Here is a 20,360-nt window from a genome sequence, read left to right on the forward strand (position 1 = left end):
GACTATATACATGATGTTATCTTTTTTATTTCTACGCTGGCAATGAGAACATACAGTGATGGAAGAAAAGGGTTGAAAATTTGATTTCCAATGAAAACCATTTTAAATGATCGGGATATATGGCTTTAAAATAATGACGATTTAACGGATTATACAGCATACCTAAAGCGACTTTTTTTACTGTCTTTATTCAAACCTAGGGAGATTATTCCGATAATTCAAGTATATACAGTTTGGTGTCACTGATTATGAGAATTCGTTTGAAAACAAAAGAGATAATTTTCACAAATGAAAAGGAGCACAGGGGGAAGTGATCTGGTATTACATCATAAAGGAGGGGAAATGCTCTAGAATCTTATGAAATGTAAAAAAGAGTTACAACGAATTAGGCGGTACATGGCTGGTTTACTAGCTGTTTGGTTGTTCTGCGTACATACTGTACCTGTTTTTGCAGACAGGGCCTTTAACGATATTGAGCATTCCTACGCTGCTGATGCGATTGAAGCCATGGCTTCTCAAGGGGTTGTTACTGGTTATCACGATGGCAGCTTCCGGCCCATAGATTTTATTTCGCGGCAGGAGTGGGCGAGTATCTTTGCTAAAACCGTAAAACGAACGTCGAACACCAGAAGTGTTGTTCCTTTTACAGATGTGTCGCCGTGGGCTTTATCTTATGTGCAGACCCTGCAGGAAGAGAACATTACCAAAGGAATTAGTGATCAGTTATTCGGTGCAAAGCACAATATGACTCGCCAGGATATGGCAGTTTGGTATGCCAGGTATTTCGGTGTTTCTGAAGATACCCGCGCTTCCAGTATATCCAGTTTTGTGGATCAGTCTGATATATCAGACTATGCACAAACGAGCGTATGGCTGATGGAACGGTTGGAACTGATGGAGGGGGATACAAATCACTATTTCCACCCCAAAGAGTCTGTGAAACGGCAGGATGCTACACTGGTTGCTTATCGGATATGGCTAGGCGGTGACGATCTGAGAGAACGTGCCAAGCGTTTGCTGGAGTCATTAGGAAATGGAGCAGCAACGACAAATCAGCCGATCAGCCTACCAGAATCGAAGAAGGTAGTGGTCGACCTGGCGCCGGAAATTAGTCACCAGCGTGCGAATCCAGAAATCGAAGAGCCTAAAAGCCATAGTCCAAGGCCCGATCCACCGGACTCGCCGATAACACCAACAGAGCCGAAGCCTGAACCGCCAGTTATACCACCGGGACCTGGCCCTAAACCACCAGAGACACCGCCAGTAATACCGCCAGTAACGCCGCCGCCACCGGGACCGAAACCGAAACCACCGGTGATTCCACCGGATCATTCCTCGGATTTTGTAGTGGATGAGGTTGTAATCAAGGCGCCGGAGTTGGTAAATCAACCGGAAACGTATCCTGCATATCAGCTGTCCTTTCAGCTATACAATGAAGGACGCTTGGTAAGCATTCCCGATGTCAGCGTCACAAGTGTCACTTACACATTTAGTGATACATTAGGTGTTTTTGATGAACAAGGGAAAATCGCTCGTTCCCAAAATATTCCTGATGCTGATGGTTACATCCCTGTAGAGATAGAAGTCACAATTGCCAAACCCTACCGTGTGCTTAAAGCACAAACCAAGCTGATCGTGAAAGGGAAGACTCCTCCAGTAGAGGACCCGAGTGTAATCAGTTCCGTATACTTGGCGACATACACCATTTCACAGGCCACTACTCTAGACCCTGTAGCCTGGAGTATGCCCTATGTATTTCAAAATGCAAAGGGAGAGGTCATACCGCCAGGTTTGTTGCCGTCAGACTTGAAGCTTCGGATAGAGGATTCCAGAGGCATATTTGACGAGGATGGACATATTGCCAATCTGCATCTGATTCCTACAGTGAACTCTGTCATTCCATTCAAGATCGAGGTTGAATCACCATCTCAGGGAATTCACTTCATAACCGATGCCGAGTTAACGGTAGTACCGGGAGAGCGCAAAAAGCAATATTTTGCTGTCTCAATGATGCTACAGGGACAAGATGCGGGCAGTACGACCACGGTAGACCAAATTGAGCAGGCTCGTCAATTGCTGATGGATCAATTTGGCCCCAACTTAAAAGTGACCTGGGCCATGGAAAATAGATTTGTTTTTGTAGAAACGAATCGCCCGCAGCTTAAAAAGGTTTTGGAATATGTGGATCAGTACGGTGATGAAGTCGGGATTTTGGACGGGTATCCGAATAATCTGTACGCACTCCCTGAATGGGAAGCACGGATGAACGAGTGGTTGTATATGTATCGTTATAATGCACTCAATGAGCTGCACCAATCCGGGTCGTTGGGATCACCTTCGGTGTTTGAAAGCATGGATACAGACCAATACCGGAAGTATCTGCCTAAATCATTGACCAGTTTTACGGTGAACCCTGAGCAGGCCCAATGGCTTAAAGATCATTTTAAGATCACTTCAGCGATGGGGTGGTCGGCTACACAGTATAATGTTAACAGCATGTATGGTGAAGGTTCACCTTTGATGCCTTACTGGTCCAATAAGGATAATCCGATTGTTCCAGCACAGGGGCTTGCAAATAATAGTGGTATCGTGTTTATGAACTCGATTACGATTGATCCCATTGGATCACGCTATACAAAGGATTCCTCACGCTGGACTCTCCATCCAGGCGACCCATATGTGACTGAAACGGATGCGGCACCACAACTGTATATAGCACAGCAATATTTAGATAACCCGTATCAACGTTTAAATACGGTAAACTACATGTCCATTATTTTGGACATCAACTGGCTTGCCAAGAACCATAACATGTCTCAAATATGGGAGAACTTTGTGAATCACTTCCCTGCTGACCGCGAGGTCGAGATTGTGGGAGTGGACGGGCTGAAACAGATTTATGAATCGTTAGCTGGATCGAATAATGATCATACGGAATTTTCGCTCATGTTTAGGGGTTCCGGCATTAAGGCAGTTATGGACTCCAATAATTCACCAGCCAATCTGCGTTACTTGTGGACTGAAAATGCTTCACAGCGGATCATTTTATCCAAGGAGGATGGAGATACGGCATGGTCCATTATTGATTTTACCGACTATACCCGAAATCCGGTTCCCAAAACACCATTCAACCTGGATAGGAACACGGATGTAAGCTATGTCACCGGAAGAAACTTCAAGCTAAAGCCTACGGCTCCGTTAACAGCAGAGGAAATTCAGCGCGTTAAGGATCGTTTGAAGGAGATTTACTTCGCAGAAGAAGTGAACTATCAGTAAGAACAAGAACCGAGAGCATATCGCTTTCGGTTCTTTTTGGTCTACTCGTCCTTTAGTTATACCCATTCAATAACTTGATCCGCAGGTCGCCGAGTTTTTCCACGCGGCTCATTCAGACGGTATCCAAAAGCCACCATGCAGGAAATGCCGAAATGCTCGGCATCCATGATGCCTTCTTCGGAAAGAATTTGTTCAATTTTGTTTTTATTAAAACCTTCGATCGGACAGGAGTCAATTCCGATTTGAGCTGCCGCTGTCATCATATTGCCCAGTGCGATGTAGGTTTGTCGGCAACCCCACTCGAACATCGCTCTTTCATTTTCCTCCAGCTCAAAATCCGATTTCAGGAAGTCATCATATACCTTTGCTTTGCCTTGAGCCACTTCAGCAGGCAATTGCTGTACGTTTTCCATTACACCCTTGATATATTCGGATGAGGCCAACATGTCTTTAGGCAGTCTGGAGAGAATGAGTACAAAATGGCTCGCTGTAGGTAGCTGTTTTTTGGCTCCCCAAGAGTACGGGAGCAGCTTCTCACGCATGGCGTTACTTTGGACGACAACGAATCTCCAGGGTTCAAAGCCGAACGAGCTGGGGGATAAACGACCTGTTTCGAGAATAAAATCGAAGTCCGAGTCGCTGATTTTCTTATGGCTGTCAAATTCTTTGGTAGCATGTCTGAACTCATATGCAGATAAGATTTGATTTTTAGCAGTTGTTAAGGTTTCCATAGTTCATTCACTCCTTGTGAATAATGATTGAATTGACGCTTATCAAGTGGCATGCTTAATATTAGAATATACATGACCGTTTTAGAAGTACGCACATTAATGTGCTGTAGTATACAAAATGATACTAGGAGGAAAAATACCTATGCGAAATCGGAAAGGCGGCTTTGGAGAATGTCCCGATGGAAAGGATCAGGCCTGCCCGGTGGAGTACACACTGGATGTGATTGGAGGCAAATGGAAAGGGATTCTCTTATATCATCTAATGTATGGAACCAAGCGGTTTAGTGAGTTTCGGCGAATCTGTCCGGGGATCACTCAGCGCATGCTGACGCTCCAGTTACGCGAGCTGGAAGAGGATGGTGTAGTTCACCGTGAAGTCTATCAGCAAGTTCCTCCCAAAGTCGAATATTCTCTAACCGAATTTGGAAGAACTCTGACTCCGATTATTAACTTAATGAAGGATTGGGGAGAAGAATATAAAACCAGGCATCGTTCATCAGAAAGCTGCATGGAGCCATCCAAGCCCGGCTTGTAGAGGGATGTTCATCTATCAATACAGGTACGCGAAAAAGGCACTTACGATCGTATGCTAGAGCATATATCGTAGTGCCTTTTACGCTTTATCAATAAGAGCATTTTGCATAAATCCAGTGAGAGACTGGAATCAAATGATTCATAAGAATGAACCACTCATCGGATGATTTGGTCAGGTATTCTCCAGTTCCTCTCTTTTTTGAAGCTTCGATTTTAAGTTGACAGCAGGGAAGCTGCCTGATATATTTCATACGATATTGATAATCATTATCACGCAATTGAAAAGGTCAATTTTACAATACATAGGGGGCTAATATGTTGAAGAAAAAATCGTTTTTTATTTTGGCTGCAATGATGCTCGTATTGTCTATATTCGTTAGCGCTTGCGGCGGAAACAGCAATGGAAGTAATTCCGCTTCATCTCCAGGAGATAAGCAAGAGTCAGCTTCCACTGGAGAGAAAAATGCTGATACGACAGACGGTCAGATGCGAAGCTTTAAAACGGTCAAAGGGGATATTCAAATTCCGGCCAAACCGCAGCGTATTGTGACGGATTTTTACGGCGGAGAATTACTGTCCGTAGGGGCTAATGTGGTGGGTGTGGAGCCGACGGCCTTTCAAAATCCTTTCATAACTGCTTTGCTCAAGGAAAAAGGGACCAAAGAGGTGGGTGACCCGACCAATTTGGAGAAGACGCTGGAACTCAAGCCCGATCTGATTGTGGTGATGAAGGATACCAACTATGAGGCATTGTCCAAAATTGCACCTACGCTGTATATTCCTTACGGAACGACTACGAATATTTACGATACGGTCAAGCTGTTTGGTGATATCACCGGGGAGAAAGAGAAAGCAGAGCAATTTATTGCTGCATTTGATAAAAAGGCTGCCGAAGGCCGCGAACGTCTTAAAGGCGTCATTGATCCCAATGCTACCTTTGGTCTGTATGAGCTGACGGACAAAAACGCTCTTTGGATTTTCGGTGACAATGCAGGTCGTGGAGGACAAGCGGTATACAATGCACTCAAGCTGAACATGCCGAAGAAAACGACCAACTCCAAGGAACAAACCGTACAGCTTTCGCTGGAGGTATTGCCACAGTACGCCGCAGATTATATGTTTCTGACAACCTATGACCCGGAGAAAAAGGGAGACGCGCTTAAGCAGTTGAAATCGTCCGCTGTGTGGGGGAACCTGCCTGCGGTGAAGAACAATAGAGTGTTCTTTAACGACTTTGATACGTACTATCGCTATGATCCTATCGCCATTACCGGGCAGATTGATATGATCGTGGATATGCTGATTGAAAGAGAAACAGAGAATAAAGCGAAAAAATAAGTATATGATCCACATTCGTAAGCATTTTACTACATGGGCAGTATGGCCGTGGGTGAGGTGCTTTTTTTGTGAGATCGTTTTTTGTTGCAATCGGTTACATTCTAAGATATCCAAAACAAATCAATTCCAAAAAAAATAGCCTCCAAAAACCCATGCTTAGAGATGGATTTGGAGGTTATTTCTTAGCCCGTTATTCGGCTGCGTACGATCAATAAGGTTTGCGCTTTGATTTGTCCAATTTCACGAATGAGTGCAGCCGTTTTCGCTTCATAGGCGTGTTTGGCATCCAAATCTTTCAGGGAAGCAAGGTTAATGTCAACGGTGAGCAGGGCGGATTGGGCGGCAGCCTCGAACAGGATCGCCCCTATGCCGAGATCAGAAATGACATTTTTGTTGGACAGCTCCACGATACTGTAGGCACGCTGCATTCCGTCCCGGCATACTTCCAGCAAACGCATCGGCACCTCAATGGCGGCGATCACCGCGGTCTGTAGGGAATGGGTTCGATAGCGTTTTTCTTCGTCTGTTTCTTTGGGCAAGCGCAATGCGGTCATGTATTGTTCAAAGGATTGAATGTCTGCGTTCATCAGTTCCTCACAGCGTGTGAACAGGTTTTCCATGCTGTGAATCACTTCGGCGATTTGTCCATGAACATGCGCGTACTTTTCTCCTTGGGAAAGGTTGGCGGTCATGGAGGTCATAGCCGCGCCCAGTGCCGCTGCCAGTGCGGATACACTTCCTCCGCCGGGAGTAGGTGCTGCACTTCCAGCCTCTCTTAGAAAATGTCCGATGGAATCACTCCACGACAGTTCACTCATGAATAGGCCGCCTCTCTGGAGTAGTGTTGCAGATCAATCGCTTTGAGCAGATTTTTGTACAAGATTGCAGTCGTTAATGTGCCGACACCGCCGGGAACCGGAGAAATCGCATGTACCTTTTCCCCAACGTCCAAAGCGGCATCCCCCACTATTTTTCCCTCCAGCGTCTCGTTAATTCCCGCATCTACCAAAATCAAACCGGGATGAACCATATCCTGTGTAATCACATCAGGGCATCCGACTGCGACAAAGGCAATGTCTGCATGGCTCAAATGCTCTGCAATATCACGTGTGCCTGCATGACAGGCGGTAACGGTGGCATTTTCTCTTTGCAGCATGTGAAAAAGGGGGAGTCCCACTGTCTGTCCTATGCCGACAAGGGTGACATTTTTGCCTGCCAATGTGTGACCGTAATGCTTGAGCAGCTCAATACAGGCTTGAGGCGTAGCGGGATACAACCCGGCTTCACCTGTAACGGTAGCCAGCTTGTTGCCTGGGGTAATTCCATCAATATCCTTGTATGGGGCGATGGATTGTTTAATGGCGGAGGCGGATAGATGCTGGGGAAGAGGCAATTCCAGCATAATACCATGTACATGAGAGGCTTCGTTCAGGCTGCCGATCAGGTGAAGGAGTTCAGCTTCGCTTACATGGCGGTCAAAGGTATGAAGATGAAAGGAGATGCCCAGCTTCTCCGCTATTTTTTGCTTGGTCCGGGCGTAGTAGGCAGAGGCCGGATCACCTTCTACCAACAGTGTTGCCAAATGAGGGAGATGCCCTTGCTGTTTCATTTGTTCTACTTTGTTACGGATCGTTGCATACACTTGCTCAGCTGCTTCTTTGGATTTCATAATGATAGCCATAGTCTGAACCTCCTCTGAATTTATCGCATGATGGAATCAACAGGGTGTCATGGTCTTGTAAAACGAAAAAAAGTATTTGCACAAGGTCGTCACGACAGACGAATCCTCTGCAAATACTTCTCCCAGGCGAACGGCACGCTTTCATTGTATGCTCCCTCGTGGTTGATTCCACTGACTTCGCCAGTCACATACAGCGTTATTTACCTTATATTTTAACAAATAATCTTCCGAAAAGAAACCCGTGAACAATTGGCAAAGAGGTCATGTTATTTGTCTATATGACAAATGTCATATTCCCGAACTGACGTTTATGACTACATCCAACACAGGTATCCCCTTATACTGAGGTTAGATCAACATGTACGCCTGACGAGATCAAAGTATGGGCGTCATTTTAAAGGAGGATCATAAATAAGTATGACACAACTCCCATTAGCCCAATTGAAAAAAAATATGGCTCCCTACGAGAAAATAAACACGAAATCCAGCGTTCTGCAACTCATTAACACCCTGGGTCCACTGATTCTGCTATGGTATGCCGCTTATCTTAGTCTGTCGGTATCGTATTGGCTGACTCTTCCGATTACTATTATTACTTCCGGATTTGTTATACGAGCATTTATCATTTTTCATGATTGCGGTCATCAATCGTTCTTCAAAAGCCGCAGGCTGAATGACATTGTGGGCACGATTACAGGTATTATTACACTTTGCCCGTATGACCAATGGAAAAATAGCCACGCGATCCACCATGCAACCAGCAGTAATCTGGACAAACGAGGCACAGGTGATATGTGGGTGCTTACGGTGGAAGAGTATGTAGAAGCTTCTGCATGGACACGACTGGCTTATCGTGTATACCGGAGTCCATGGGGGATGTTCGGACTCGGTCCGATCTACACTTTTTGATTTCCTATCGCTTTAACACAAAGAAGGCAAAACGCAAGGAAAAAATGAACACCTATTTGACGAATGTATCCCTCGTCGTATTGTACGCTCTGTTGTGCTGGGCCATCGGATGGCAAAATTTTGTTTTGATACAGGCACCTATTTTTTTTGTATCAGGTGTGCTGGGAATCTGGTTGTTCTATGTACAACATCAGTTTGAGGATTCGTATTTTGAGCATGATGAAGAGTGGAGCTATATTAATGCAGCCGTAGAAGGCAGCTCTTATTATAAGCTTCCTAAGGTGTTGCAATGGATTACGGGCAATATCGGCTTCCATCACGTTCATCATTTGAGTCCGAAAGTACCGAATTACAATTTGGAGAAGGCGCATGATGCCACCCCGCAGCTTCAAAAAGCGACGACTATCACGGTGAGCACAAGTCTGCAATCTCTGAAGTTCCGGCTTTGGGATGAAAGCACGAAAACCTTTTTGACCTTTAAACAAGTGAAGCCGTTGCTCAGCAAACGTGTTGCCGTTACGAAACCCGTCCCCACACCTGTTGTGAGTACGGAAAGAAAATAACTTTGTACGAAACACGGTATGATAAGATAAGGGATATAAGCTGAATTAGTGAAATGATAAAGGGTGGGCAGGATGCAAAAATGGTATCAGATTTTTCAAAGAAATACGGGACTTAACCCTTATGTATGGGTCGTCTTTTATATCCTGCCCTTCTATTTTTTTAGCTCCTCATCTACAAGCCATATTGTGCTGGGTACCATCATTATTTTAGTGTTTTTTGCTTGTTATGTACTGGCTTTTGTCGCTCAAGGTTGGCTGATCTACTTCTGGACCAGTGTACAGATTGCGATATCCATTACCATGACGTTGTTATTCAGCTATATGTATTTCTCGATATTTATCGCTTTCCTGATTGGTAATATCAAAAGCAAGGCCGCATTCACTACATTGTATATTGTTCTGATGGTCTGTACCATTGGATTGATCAATTATGGTTTTGTTTCTGGAAATCCTGTTTTTATTAAGCAGATTCCCTTTATTTTGCTGAATCTGCTTGGTGTAATCTTGATTCCGATAACCACTTTTAACCGAAATAAAAGTGATCGGCTTCAAGTGCAATTAGAGGATGCCAATAAGAAAATATCGGAATTGATTAAGCTGGAGGAGCGGCAAAGAATTGCGCGCGACCTGCATGATACTCTCGGTCAAAAGCTGTCACTCATCGGACTGAAAAGTGATTTGGCTGGCAAGCTGATGGATCAGTACCCGGAGCGGGCTCACGCTGAAATTAACGATGTTCGTCTTACGGCGAGAAGTGCGTTAAAAGAAGTGCGGGAAATGGTCACTCAGATGCGAGGTATGCGATTAGAGGATGAATTACTGCGTATTCGGCAGATTTTAAAGGCTGCTCACATTGAATTCACCTTGGAGGGCGACCCAAAGCTGGAGCATACGTCTTTGATGAACGAGAATGTGCTTAGTATGTGCATGAAAGAGGCGGTGACCAATGTGGTGAAGCACAGTGGCGCTACAGCCTGCTCCATTACCATTGAGCCGTCTCGTAAGGAGCTGACCCTTCGGATTCAGGACAATGGAGTCGGCGTTACGGGAGAAAGTGCAGCCTTTCGGGGGAATGGTCTGCAAGGGATGAAGGAACGGCTCGAATTTGTGAACGGGTGTATGGAGCTGCGTTCAGATCAGGGAACGGCCCTGATCATAAAAGTGCCGAATATTACTGAAAAGCCAAATGAGGAGGTGGGGCCATGATTCGAATCGTCATTGCGGAAGACCAGCGTATGCTGCTGGGTGCTTTGGCCTCCCTGCTGGACTTGGAAGAGGACATGAAAGTAGTCGGAAAAGCAAGCAACGGGGAAGAGGCTTTAGAGCTGGTCAAGCTGCATCAGCCAGATATATGCATCATGGATATCGAAATGCCAATCAAAAGCGGATTGGATGCGGCTGAGGAACTCAAAGGCTTGAATTGCAAGGTGCTGATTCTGACCACATTTGCCCGTCCCGGATATTTTGAACGGGCCATCAAGGCAGGCACGCACGGTTATCTGCTCAAGGACAGTCCCAGTGAAGAACTGGCTTCCTCGATTAGAAGTATTATGGCAGGCCGCCGCATTTATGCTCCAGAGCTGGTCGATGATGCTTATGCGGAAGTTAACCCGCTGACCGAGCGTGAGAAGACCGTCTTGTCGCTCATAGCTGATGGGAAGAACACCAAAGAGATTGCCGGTGAGCTGTACCTAACGACAGGAACGGTGCGCAATTACATTTCAGTCATTCTGGATAAGCTGGGTGTCAGCAATCGAATTGAGGCGATTACGCGTTTTAATGAAAAAGGCTGGTTTAAATAAGCGTAAGGCAGAAATGTTCAAGGAGAAACAGGGGAGCTATGAAGGAAGACATAGCTCCCCTGTTTTGTTGTTTTATCGGAGGATACATAAGAGAAAGTATATGCCTTTAGTCTACTTCCTTGTGATACAATAGGATAGCTGTCCATGGGATGGACCGTAGTACAAGGAGGAACGGAATCGTATGAAACAAGCCCCATTTATAGCCGTTGAAGGGCCGATCGGAGCAGGAAAAACGACGTTGGCTTCCATGCTTTCAACGGAGCTGCATATGCCGATTATTAAAGAGATTGTCGAGGAGAACCCGTTTCTCGATAAATTTTATCAAAATATAGATGAGTGGAGCTTCCAACTGGAAATGTTCTTTCTCTGCAATCGGTACAAGCAACTGGAGGATACTGGCCTGCAATATATTGAGAAGGCACAGCCTGTTATTTCCGACTATCATATTTATAAAAATCTGATTTTTGCTGAGCGAACCCTAAAGGGTGTGAAGCTCGAAAAATATCGCCAAATCTATCATTTGCTCACCGACGATATGCCTAAGCCGGATATGATCATCTATATTAAAGCCGATTTGGATACGTTGCTGGGCAGAATTCGCAAACGGGCGCGCTCCTTTGAACAGGAGATGGACCCGGCATATCTGGAGCAGCTCATCACCGATTATGATAATGGCATACAATTTCTTGCCAAACAGGCTCCTTTTCCCAAGATATTGACCGTTAACGGGAATGAGATTGATTTTGTAGAAAACCGAGCACAATTTGAACAGATTGTTTCTGATGTAAAGGAGCTTATTCAATGAATAAATACAACATTCCCGCGAATGCCCTGATTACGGTAGCGGGCACGGTAGGTGTGGGGAAATCCACACTAACGGCTGCTTTGGCTGAACGCCTGGGCTTTAAAACCTCACTGGAGAAGGTGGATCATAATCCATATCTGGAGAAGTTTTATCACGATTTCGAAAGATGGAGCTTTCATCTGCAAATTTATTTTCTGGCCGAGCGCTTCAAGGAGCAAAAAAATATTTTCTTATCCGGTGGAGGCTTTGTGCAGGACCGTTCGATTTATGAGGACACAGGAATTTTTGCGAAAATGCATGCCGATCAGGGGACGATGAACCCTACGGATTATGAAACGTATACCAGTTTGTTTGAGGCGATGGTAATGACACCGTTTTTCCCGCACCCGGATGTGCTGGTCTACCTGGAAGGCAGCTTGCCATCCATACTGAGCCGGATCGAGGAGCGCGGTCGTGAAATGGAAATCCAGACCGAGCGATCTTATTGGGAGCAAATGTATCGCAGATATTCCAATTGGATCAACGAGTTCGATGCCTGTCCTGTGCTGCGTCTGAACATTGATGAATATGACGTGCATGATCCCGCTTCTATGGATGCCATTTTGGTAGAGGTAGGCAAGGTAATTTCTAAATAAATAAAAATTGTTGACCGTCCGTGAGGACGGTTTTTTTGTGTTACACATTTCTAAAAGCCTTGCACATCTGTGCAGGTAAGCACGCTGAAAATGATCCATCAGGAATATGGATTGGCGATCATGAAGCTGGTATATTTTGATTGATGGATATAGGAACATATGTTCTTTTCTGTGCTTTCTTATTCATTGTCGTGGTATAATATGAGCAGATGGAGTTGATTCTAGTGGTAGAAATGCTGGACCCCCGCAATGACTTTTTGTTTAAGCGCATTTTCGGAAGCGAGGAAAATCGTGATGTGCTTTTAACTTTTCTAAATCGTACCTTTGAGGAAGCGGGGAAACCTCCATTAACGGAAATTGTCCTTTTGAATCCGTATACGGATAAGGACGCACCGCATGATAAGCAGTCTATTTTGGATATTCGGGCCAGAACGACGGAAGGTCAGCTCATTAATGTGGAGATGCAGCTTTTCAATAAGTATGACATGGATAAGCGAACTTTGTTTTATTGGAGTAAGCAGTATGCAGGACAATTGTACGAAGGCCAATCCTATAAGCTGCTGAGAAAGTGTGTAACGATCAACATTTTGAATTATTCCTTCCTACCGAACAGCCGTTATCATAATGTGTTTCATTTGACAGAGGACCGTACGGGCATTTCGTTTAGTGATGATATGGAGTTACATTTTTTGGAACTTACCAAACTGGATGAACACGAGATTCCGGCTGGTAGCGGTGGCTTGGTCAACTGGCTTCTGTTTCTAAAGGGAAGTAATCTATCTCAATGGGAGGTACTAGCCATGAATGAACCCGGTTTGAAAAAGGCGATGACTACGCTGGAGTTTCTAAGTCAGGATAAAGAGGCGCGTTTACAGTATGAAGCCCGACAAAAGTACCTGCATGATGAGGCTTCCATGATCGAAGGCGCAAGGGAAGAAGGTTTGAAGCTAGGTAAGGCAGAGGGAAAGGCAGAAGGTAAAGCAGAAGGTAAAGTTGAAGGAGAGCGCCAGAAGGCAATTGAAATCGCACGAAATATGCTGAATATGGGGCTTGAAATTGAAGTGATTGTAAAAGCATCTGGCTTATCCGAGCCAGAGGTGCGTTCGCTGAAAGTATAAATTAGAAACAGCATTCAAGGACTGTGGTACAATCAGAATGAATTTGGCTGATGGCCGCAGTCTTTTTTTGTCGAATGAGAAGCTCTAAGGACGAAGTATGCCTAACCGTATAGTGGACAAGCTTAAGCTAGAATGCGAGAATAGATACATATATTAAATGTAAATGACTCACGGGGAAGGATGGGATACTGTGATACGTTTTGGTATTGTTGGAACCAACTGGATAACGGAGAGATTTATTCAAGCCGCGGTAGAGACGGACGAATTTGCCCTGACGGCGGTGTACTCACGAACAGAGGATAAAGGCAAAGCCTTTGCCGCCAAGTACAGCAGCCATCCGGAGGTATTTACAGACTTGGCGCAAATGGCTGCAAGTGATCAGGTGGATGCCGTATACATTGCCAGTCCCAACTCCTTGCATGCGGAGCAAGCGATTGTGTGTATGAATCACGGAAAGCACGTGCTGTGCGAGAAGCCGCTTGCCTCCAATGCAACGGAGGTGCAGAGCATGATTGAGGCTGCGCGCAACAATGATGTTTTGCTGATGGAGGCCATTAAGTCCACGCTTATGCCAAACTTTAAAATCGTTAAGGACCATATGTATAAAATTGGTCGGGTCCGGCGTTATTTTGCAAGTTATTGTCAATATTCATCACGCTTTGATGCTTTTAAGCAAGGAAAAGTGCTGAATGCCTTTAATCCGTCTTTTTCGAATGGCTCCTTGATGGATCTTGGGGTTTATTGCCTGTATCCTATGGTGGCATTGTTCGGCAAACCGGAGGAAGTTCGCGCGGTTGGCGTGCTCTTGTCCTCTGGTGTAGATGGGGAAGGCAGCATCGCTATGCGATATCCGGATATGGACGCCGTCGTCATGCATTCCAAGATTACCGATTCATATTTGCCTGCCGAAATTCAGGGTGAGAATGGAACGATGGTGATCGACAAAATTAGCCAGCCGTATGAGGTGAAAATTCATTATCGGGACGGCACGATTGAGGATCTGACGAAAGCACAGACCCGTGAACCGATGTATTATGAAATTCAGGAGTTTATTGATCTGATTAAAAGCGGAGAACGTAATAGCTCCATTAATTCACTGGAGTGTTCACTCGCAGTCGCTGAAGTGATGGAGGATGCAAGACAGCAGATTGGTCTTCGTTTTGAAGCGGATTTGAAAAATACGTCTGCACATTAGTTGGTTAGTGATTAACGATACCCTTTAACACGGGAGACAGGGCTGCCGGTTTTGCGAATTTTGCAAACATCCGGTCGGCCTTTTTTGGTTCTATATGTCCAATAGTGTAAGCGGCTGTGATCACAGGAGGATGAAGGATGTATTCATTTTTATTGACAGATTCTCCTTCTTGTCTTAAGGTGTTAACCATACGGTATATAGTTAAATAATCCCACCTCCGGTATAAAAGGAGCCAAAGGAGCTTTTTTTAGGCTATAATTCCGATTAATTCAACCGGATTACTAAAAAAGTGGGAATGCAGAGGTGCAGATGTAAGGAGGTAAGCAGGTTTGATTAAGTTTGAACAGGTCAGCAAAATATTTTCTTTGCCCAATCGAAAGGTAAGTGCACTGGAAGAGGTTTCGTTATCCGTTGAAAAAGGAGAGATTTTCGGCGTCATTGGCTTCAGTGGAGCAGGTAAAAGCACGCTATTGCGGCTTGTGAATTTGCTGGAGCGTCCCTCGGGAGGGCGAATTGTCGTGAATGATCAGGATATTACCCGTATACGGCCCAAGGAGCTAAGGGACTTAAGAAGGCGGATCGGGATGGTGTTCCAGACTTTTAATTTATTCAACTCGCGTACCGTGTATGGGAATCTGGCATATCCACTGAAGCTGGCCAAACTGCCAAAGGCGCAGATTGATGCTCGTGTTAAGGAACTGCTGCAATTTGTAGGGCTGGAGGACAAGGCAGATTCCTATCCAGAGCAGCTATCTGGCGGTCAAAAGCAGCGGGTTGGCATTGCCAGAGCACTGGCGAACTCGCCGGATATTCTGATATGTGATGAAGCAACCTCTGCGCTCGACCCGGAGACGACAGAAGATATATTAAAGCTGTTGAAAAAGGTCAATGAGGAATATCAGATTACGATCTTACTCATTACCCATGAAATGAACGTGATCCGTAGTATCTGTGACCGTGTCGCGGTGATGGAGAATGGCAGGGTGATAGAACAGGGCAATGTGTTCGATGTATTCGCCAATCCACAGACGAAAACGACGAGAAATTTTATTCGCTCAGTGCTGAATGATCAGCTATCACCCAAACTACTGAGCAAGATTCGGGAGCACCATGCCGGACGGCTGTACAGACTTATTTTTCGGGATGGGGCGACAAGTGAACCCGTGCTGTCGAGGGCTACACGCAAATACAATCTGGATTACAACATCGTATACGGCAGCATTAATGAGCTACAGGGAGCGCTGTTCGGCAGCCTCATTGTGGAGTTGATCGGGGCCAAAGACGAGGTTGATAAGGTCGTGGAAGAACTGCGAACGACGGTAGAAGTCAGGGAGGTCGTCGATCATGAGAGTTAATTGGGATACATTTTGGCTGAAGGTGGTGGAGGCTACAGGAGAAACGCTTCTGATGGTTGTCGTCACGCTGGTTTTCGCCAGTATTTTGGGGCTTGCCATTGGTTTGTTGTTGTATGTGACACGCAAAGGGAGCCTGTTTGAAAACAAATTTGTATTTATGCTTCTGAATTTGCTGATTAATATCATCCGGCCGATTCCATTTATTATTTTCCTGGTAGCGATTAGCCCGTTTACACGCTTGATTATGGGGACCACCATTGGCACTTCGGCGGCTATTTTCCCGATGACCATTGTAGCTGCCTTTGCTGTAGCGAGGATTGTGGAAAATAATCTGGTTTCCATCGACCCGGGGATGATTGAAGCGGCCAAGGCGTTGGGGGCGACTCCTTATCAGATCATCACGGGTGTGCTGATTCGGGAAGCGTTGGGACCTTTAATTCTCGGGCTGACGTTTATTACAGTGGCATTGATTGACTTCTCTGCAATGGCTGGCACCGTAGGCGGGGGAGGTTTGGGGAATCTGGCGATGACCTATGGTTATCAACGGTTCGATACCTCGGTCATGATTGTCACGATTGTTTTGCTGATCATTTTTGTACAGGTTGCCCAATATGCGGGGAACTACCTGTCACGTAAATTTTTACGACGCTGATTTGAAATCAGGTATCTTACATAACGATTAAAGGGGAAATGGACATGAAAAAAATGATTCGTTTGGGTTTGCTCGCTATTCTTAGTGTATCTCTTCTTTCTGCGTGCTCGGCTAACGGTTCAGGCTCAGGTGCAAATGAAAAGGTGCATGTTAAAATCGGGGTTTCCGGGTCGGAAGACACATATTGGGATGTGCTCAAGAAGAAAGCGGAGGCTAAAAATATTGAAATCGAGCTGATCAGCTTTTCGGATTACACGTTGCCCAACAAGGCACTTGCCAATAAAGAGGTGGATTTGAACTCCTTTCAGCACTTGGCTTTCCTCAGTCAGTTCAACGTGGAAAATGATCTGAATATCGTTCCCGTTGGTGCAACGGTCATTGCTCCGATGGCGCTATACTCCGAAAAATTCAAAAATGTATCGGAACTTCCTGACGGCTCCAAAATTGCTATACCGGATGATCCCTCCAATCAGGGACGTGCTTTGAAGCTGCTCCAGTCTGCCGGGCTGATTGAATTGAAGAAGGATGCAGGCTTGTATCCAACCACGGATGAGATTGAAGGCAATCCGAAAAAGCTGGAGATCGTTCCTGTCGTCGCCCAACAGACGCCGCGTGTGTTGTCTGATGTAGCAGCTTCGGCTGTGAATAGTGGTGTCGCTACAGATGCCGGGTTCAAGCTGGACGCGTCCATTTACAAGGATGATGCAAGTAGCGAGGAAGCGAAGCCTTATGTCAACGTATTTGCCGCCCGTGCGGAGGATAAGGACAATGCAACCTACCAAACGATTGTGGATTTGTACCATGATCCGGAGGTAGCGGAGGCTGTAAAACAGGATTCCAAAGGAGCCAACGTCGTGGTAGACCAGTCTGCGGAGGAACTACAGGCTACATTAGATAAGCTGGTGGCGGATGTCAAAGCGCAAAAGAAATAAGGGTGTTTGAAAAACAGGATTGAAAGCATATGATTCCAAAAAAAGAGGAGAGATTGCGATGAGTGCAACGAACACGGTGGATACGCACAAGCAGCGGATTGTAGAACACATCGAGGGTTCCCGGGCGCTCTATACGGAGACGAGTCGGTTTATTCATGCCAACCCTGAAATCGGGAATCAGGAATTTCAAGCTTCCCGGGCGCTGACAGATATTTTGCAGCAGGCGGGTTTTGAGATAACCCGTAACGTGGCGGGTCACGAAACCGGATTTGTTGCCCGCAAGGCTTCGACCCGACAAGGTCCGAAAATCGGATACCTGGCGGAATATGACGCGTTGCCTGGCCTGGGCCATGCTTGCGGGCATAACATTATCGGGACGGCGAGTACGGCTGCCGCCATCGCCTTGGCGCAGGTGATTGACGAGACGGGAGGCGAGGTGTATGTATTCGGCACTCCGGCAGAGGAAGGTGGGCCTAATGGCAGTGCGAAGGGAAGCTTCGTAAAGCATGGGCTGTTCGAAGGGATTGACGCTGCGCTGATGGTTCATCCGTCTGGTGTAACCCGGCTGACTTCGCCAAGCCTGGCGGTTGACCCGCTGGACTTTCATTTTTACGGCAAAGCGGCTCATGCAGCCGGATCACCGGAGCAGGGGATTAATGCGCTGGATGCGGTTCTTCAATTGTTCAGCGGCATCAATGCCTTGCGTCAGCAGCTTCCCACCGATGTACGGATTCACGGCATTATTACGCATGGGGGAGACGCACCCAATATTATCCCGGATTATGCATCTGCACGCTTTTTCATCCGGGCAAGCACTTGGCAGCGAACGGAGGAGGTTTCCGCGAAGGTTCGTAATATCGCAGAAGCTGCCGCATTGGCAACAGGGGCTACCGTGAAGATCGAACGTTTTCAAAATGAAGTGCGTGATTTCATTCTGAATGATACGCTGGATGAAGTTGTAGGCCGGGAACTGGAAGCGCTGGGAGAACAATTGGATCGTGGACCACGTGGCGGAATCGGCTCGACAGATGCGGGCAATGTAAGCCACGTCATTCCCACTGCGCATGCCTACATTAAAATCGGATCGGACGATCTGATTGCACATACGGTGGAATTTCGGGAAGCGGCCGGCTCTGCCAAGGGAGAGGAAGCCTTAGTGACTGGCGCGAAGGCGTTGGCCTTGTCGGGGTTGCAGCTCCTGGTAGATGAAGCGCTGCTGGCTGCGGTGAAAGAAGATTTTAAACGCACGCATTTAGCGGCACAGTAAGCATCATCGGTGATGTAAAGGAGAGCGATCTGATCTGAGCATTGCACTTCGAAAATTGGTGCTGTGATATAAGCCGATTTTAATTGCTTCTATATTAATAGTATAAAAGGATATCCTACAGTCTTGTTGGCTGCTTGGATATCCTTTTTCATTTTTTTATGGGACGTCTGCTGCTGTGCTCGTAATACTTACGCCCTGTTCGGAAGCTGGTAAAACGTACATAATGCTATTAACAGGTTCAACGTTTAAAAGTATATGTTGCAATAGTATAAACTGAGGGACGGATAAGTGGCTAGAGATTTCCAAGCAAAATATAGGAGGCTGAAACGATGGCTTATCAAGAAATCAACGGAGTGCGAGTGTGGGGAGTACCCGATTCAGGGGCGTTATCTCAAGCCCGTACTTGTGCAGAGAACGGTAATGTGATTCAAGCGCTGCTGATGGCGGATCATCATAAAGGCTACAGTCAGCCGATTGGCGGCGTGATGGTATATGACGGACAAATTTCACCTTCGGGTGTCGGATATGATATCGGATGCGGAAACAAGGCGGTTAGGACCAAGCTGTCCGCAGCAGATATTTTGCCACGTATTCCATCCATTATGGATGAGATTGCACGTCATATTTCCTTTGGCGTAGGCCGTATAAATGCGGTTCAGGTAGACCATGAGCTGTTCGATGACCCGGATTGGGCGGTATATGCTGCGATTGGGAAACAGGAGCATGACAAGCTGAAATCCTTGGCGAGAGACCAGTTGGGTACGGTGGGGAGTGGTAATCATTTTGTTGACGTATTCGTGGAGGAAGCGACAGGTCAGGTCTGGATTGCGAATCATTTTGGAAGCCGGGGCTTTGGACACAAAACAGCAAGCGGATTTCTAAACTTGGCGGCAGGACGGGAGTTTCTCGGAAAAGCGCCGGGAGAGCATATGGATCAACCGCCAGTGCTGCTGGACATGAATAGTGAGTTGGGGGATATGTACTACCGTGCGATGCGGCTTGCCGGACGTTATGCTTATGCGGGACGGGATTATGTAATAGATCAGGTGCTTGGTATTATGGGCACCGAAGCGGACTTTGCCGTGCATAATCACCATAATTACGCTTGGAAAGAGCAGCATGATGGACGTGACACGATTGTAGTCCGCAAAGGTGCTACTCCCTCGGCTCCTGGTCAAACGGGTTTTATTGGCGGAAGCATGGGCGATATTTCGGTGATTGTACGCGGGAAGGATACGGTAGAAAATTGCGATTCCTACTATAGTACAGTTCATGGTGCAGGACGCATTATGAGCCGTACGCAGGCAGCCGGTAAAATGAACTGGAAAACCCGTACGCGCAGCGGCGGGCAGATTACGGACTTGCAGATGAAGGAAGCCGTTCAGAACTATGGTGTCGAGCTGCGCGGAGCGGGTACGGATGAAAGCCCGTTCGTTTACCGCAAGCTGCGCGAGGTGCTGGACGCTCATTCCGAGACGGTGGAGGTTCTGCATGAGCTCAAGCCTATTGGAGTATGTATGGCGGGGGCGAATGAGTTCGATCCGTATAAGGATTAATAAAAAGACTA

17 protein-coding genes, 1 pseudogene and 1 riboswitch are annotated in these 20,360 nt (G+C 46.3%); of the genes and pseudogenes, 15 read left to right on the top strand and 3 right to left on the bottom strand.

The features are described 5' to 3' along the window. Positions 1–396: 396 nt before the first annotated feature. Positions 397–3,276: a DUF3863 domain-containing protein gene (locus QMK20_RS04260; protein ID WP_404580115.1), complete on the top strand. Its 2,880-nt coding sequence runs from the start codon at positions 397–399 to the stop codon at positions 3,274–3,276. 56 nt (positions 3,277–3,332) lie between these two features. Here QMK20_RS04260 and QMK20_RS04265 read toward each other — a convergent pair whose 3' ends face one another. Continuing rightward, positions 3,333–4,007: an NAD(P)H-dependent oxidoreductase gene (locus QMK20_RS04265; RefSeq protein WP_283654728.1), complete on the bottom strand. Its 675-nt coding sequence runs from the start codon at positions 4,005–4,007 to the stop codon at positions 3,333–3,335. A 142-nt stretch (positions 4,008–4,149) separates the two neighbouring features. Here QMK20_RS04265 and QMK20_RS04270 point away from each other — a divergent pair, with 142 nt between their 5' ends. Together QMK20_RS04270 and QMK20_RS04275 are read left to right on the top strand one after the other, a co-directional pair. After that, positions 4,150–4,542 carry a winged helix-turn-helix transcriptional regulator gene (locus QMK20_RS04270; RefSeq protein WP_044646631.1) on the top strand — a complete coding sequence of 131 codons (393 nt, stop codon included), beginning with the start codon at positions 4,150–4,152 and terminating at the stop codon, positions 4,540–4,542. Between the two features lie 314 nt (positions 4,543–4,856). Then, the gene (locus QMK20_RS04275) at positions 4,857–5,879 is read left to right on the top strand and encodes an ABC transporter substrate-binding protein (protein ID WP_283654729.1); all 1,023 of its coding nucleotides are present in this window, start codon (positions 4,857–4,859) and stop codon (positions 5,877–5,879) included. A gap of 182 nt (positions 5,880–6,061) precedes the next feature. Here the strand turns inward: QMK20_RS04275 and QMK20_RS04280 are convergent, their stop codons facing one another. Then, complete coding sequence (locus QMK20_RS04280; protein ID WP_283654730.1) at positions 6,062–6,697, bottom strand: cyclodeaminase/cyclohydrolase family protein; 636 nt, start codon at positions 6,695–6,697, stop codon at positions 6,062–6,064. Next, positions 6,694–7,560: a bifunctional 5,10-methylenetetrahydrofolate dehydrogenase/5,10-methenyltetrahydrofolate cyclohydrolase gene (locus tag QMK20_RS04285; RefSeq protein ID WP_283654731.1), complete on the bottom strand. Its 867-nt coding sequence runs from the start codon at positions 7,558–7,560 to the stop codon at positions 6,694–6,696. The genes QMK20_RS04280 and QMK20_RS04285 overlap by 4 nt, the downstream gene beginning before the upstream one ends. Before the next feature lie 113 nt (positions 7,561–7,673). Further along, positions 7,674–7,758, bottom strand: a riboswitch (ZMP/ZTP riboswitch). A 219-nt stretch (positions 7,759–7,977) separates the two neighbouring features. Here QMK20_RS04285 and desA point away from each other — a divergent pair. The 12 genes and pseudogenes from desA to QMK20_RS04345 all read left to right on the top strand — a co-directional run bounded on the left by desA (position 7,978) and on the right by QMK20_RS04345 (position 20,349). Then, a pseudogene (gene desA / locus QMK20_RS04290) lies at positions 7,978–9,032 on the top strand (Delta(5) desaturase DesA). Positions 9,033–9,104: 72 nt separating this feature from the next. Then, the gene (locus QMK20_RS04295) at positions 9,105–10,238 is read left to right on the top strand and encodes a sensor histidine kinase (protein ID WP_283654732.1); all 1,134 of its coding nucleotides are present in this window, start codon (positions 9,105–9,107) and stop codon (positions 10,236–10,238) included. Further along, positions 10,235–10,834: a response regulator transcription factor gene (locus tag QMK20_RS04300; protein ID WP_283654733.1), complete on the top strand. Its 600-nt coding sequence runs from the start codon at positions 10,235–10,237 to the stop codon at positions 10,832–10,834. Before QMK20_RS04295 ends, QMK20_RS04300 begins: the two co-directional genes overlap by 4 nt. Before the next feature lie 181 nt (positions 10,835–11,015). After that, positions 11,016–11,639: a deoxynucleoside kinase gene (locus QMK20_RS04305; RefSeq protein WP_283654734.1), complete on the top strand. Its 624-nt coding sequence runs from the start codon at positions 11,016–11,018 to the stop codon at positions 11,637–11,639. Next, complete coding sequence (locus QMK20_RS04310; protein WP_283654735.1) at positions 11,636–12,274, top strand: deoxynucleoside kinase; 639 nt, start codon at positions 11,636–11,638, stop codon at positions 12,272–12,274. Before QMK20_RS04305 ends, QMK20_RS04310 begins: the two co-directional genes overlap by 4 nt. Positions 12,275–12,483: 209 nt before the next feature. Continuing rightward, positions 12,484–13,392, top strand: coding sequence for an Rpn family recombination-promoting nuclease/putative transposase (locus tag QMK20_RS04315; protein ID WP_283654736.1), 909 nt, complete (start codon positions 12,484–12,486; stop codon positions 13,390–13,392). A 193-nt stretch (positions 13,393–13,585) separates the two neighbouring features. Next, entirely contained in the window at positions 13,586–14,587 is a 1,002-nt protein-coding gene (locus QMK20_RS04320; RefSeq protein ID WP_283656195.1) for a Gfo/Idh/MocA family protein, read from the top strand. Between the two features lie 329 nt (positions 14,588–14,916). Further along, a complete protein-coding gene (locus QMK20_RS04325) occupies positions 14,917–15,942 on the top strand; it encodes a methionine ABC transporter ATP-binding protein (protein WP_283654737.1) in 1,026 nt (341 codons plus the stop codon). Beyond that, positions 15,932–16,594, top strand: a complete 663-nt coding sequence (locus QMK20_RS04330) for a methionine ABC transporter permease (RefSeq protein WP_283654738.1) — start codon at positions 15,932–15,934, stop codon at positions 16,592–16,594. The genes QMK20_RS04325 and QMK20_RS04330 overlap by 11 nt, the downstream gene beginning before the upstream one ends. Before the next feature lie 44 nt (positions 16,595–16,638). Then, positions 16,639–17,526: a MetQ/NlpA family ABC transporter substrate-binding protein gene (locus QMK20_RS04335; protein WP_283654739.1), complete on the top strand. Its 888-nt coding sequence runs from the start codon at positions 16,639–16,641 to the stop codon at positions 17,524–17,526. Between the two features lie 58 nt (positions 17,527–17,584). Further along, on the top strand, positions 17,585–18,793 hold the full coding sequence (locus QMK20_RS04340; RefSeq protein WP_283654740.1) for a M20 family metallopeptidase: 1,209 nt from the start codon (positions 17,585–17,587) through the stop codon (positions 18,791–18,793). A gap of 329 nt (positions 18,794–19,122) precedes the next feature. Further along, complete coding sequence (locus QMK20_RS04345) at positions 19,123–20,349, top strand: RtcB family protein (protein WP_283654741.1); 1,227 nt, start codon at positions 19,123–19,125, stop codon at positions 20,347–20,349. Positions 20,350–20,360 lie beyond the last annotated feature (11 nt).

This window comes from Paenibacillus sp. RC334 (assembly GCF_030034735.1).
Classification (GTDB): domain Bacteria; phylum Bacillota; class Bacilli; order Paenibacillales; family Paenibacillaceae; genus Paenibacillus; species Paenibacillus terrae_A.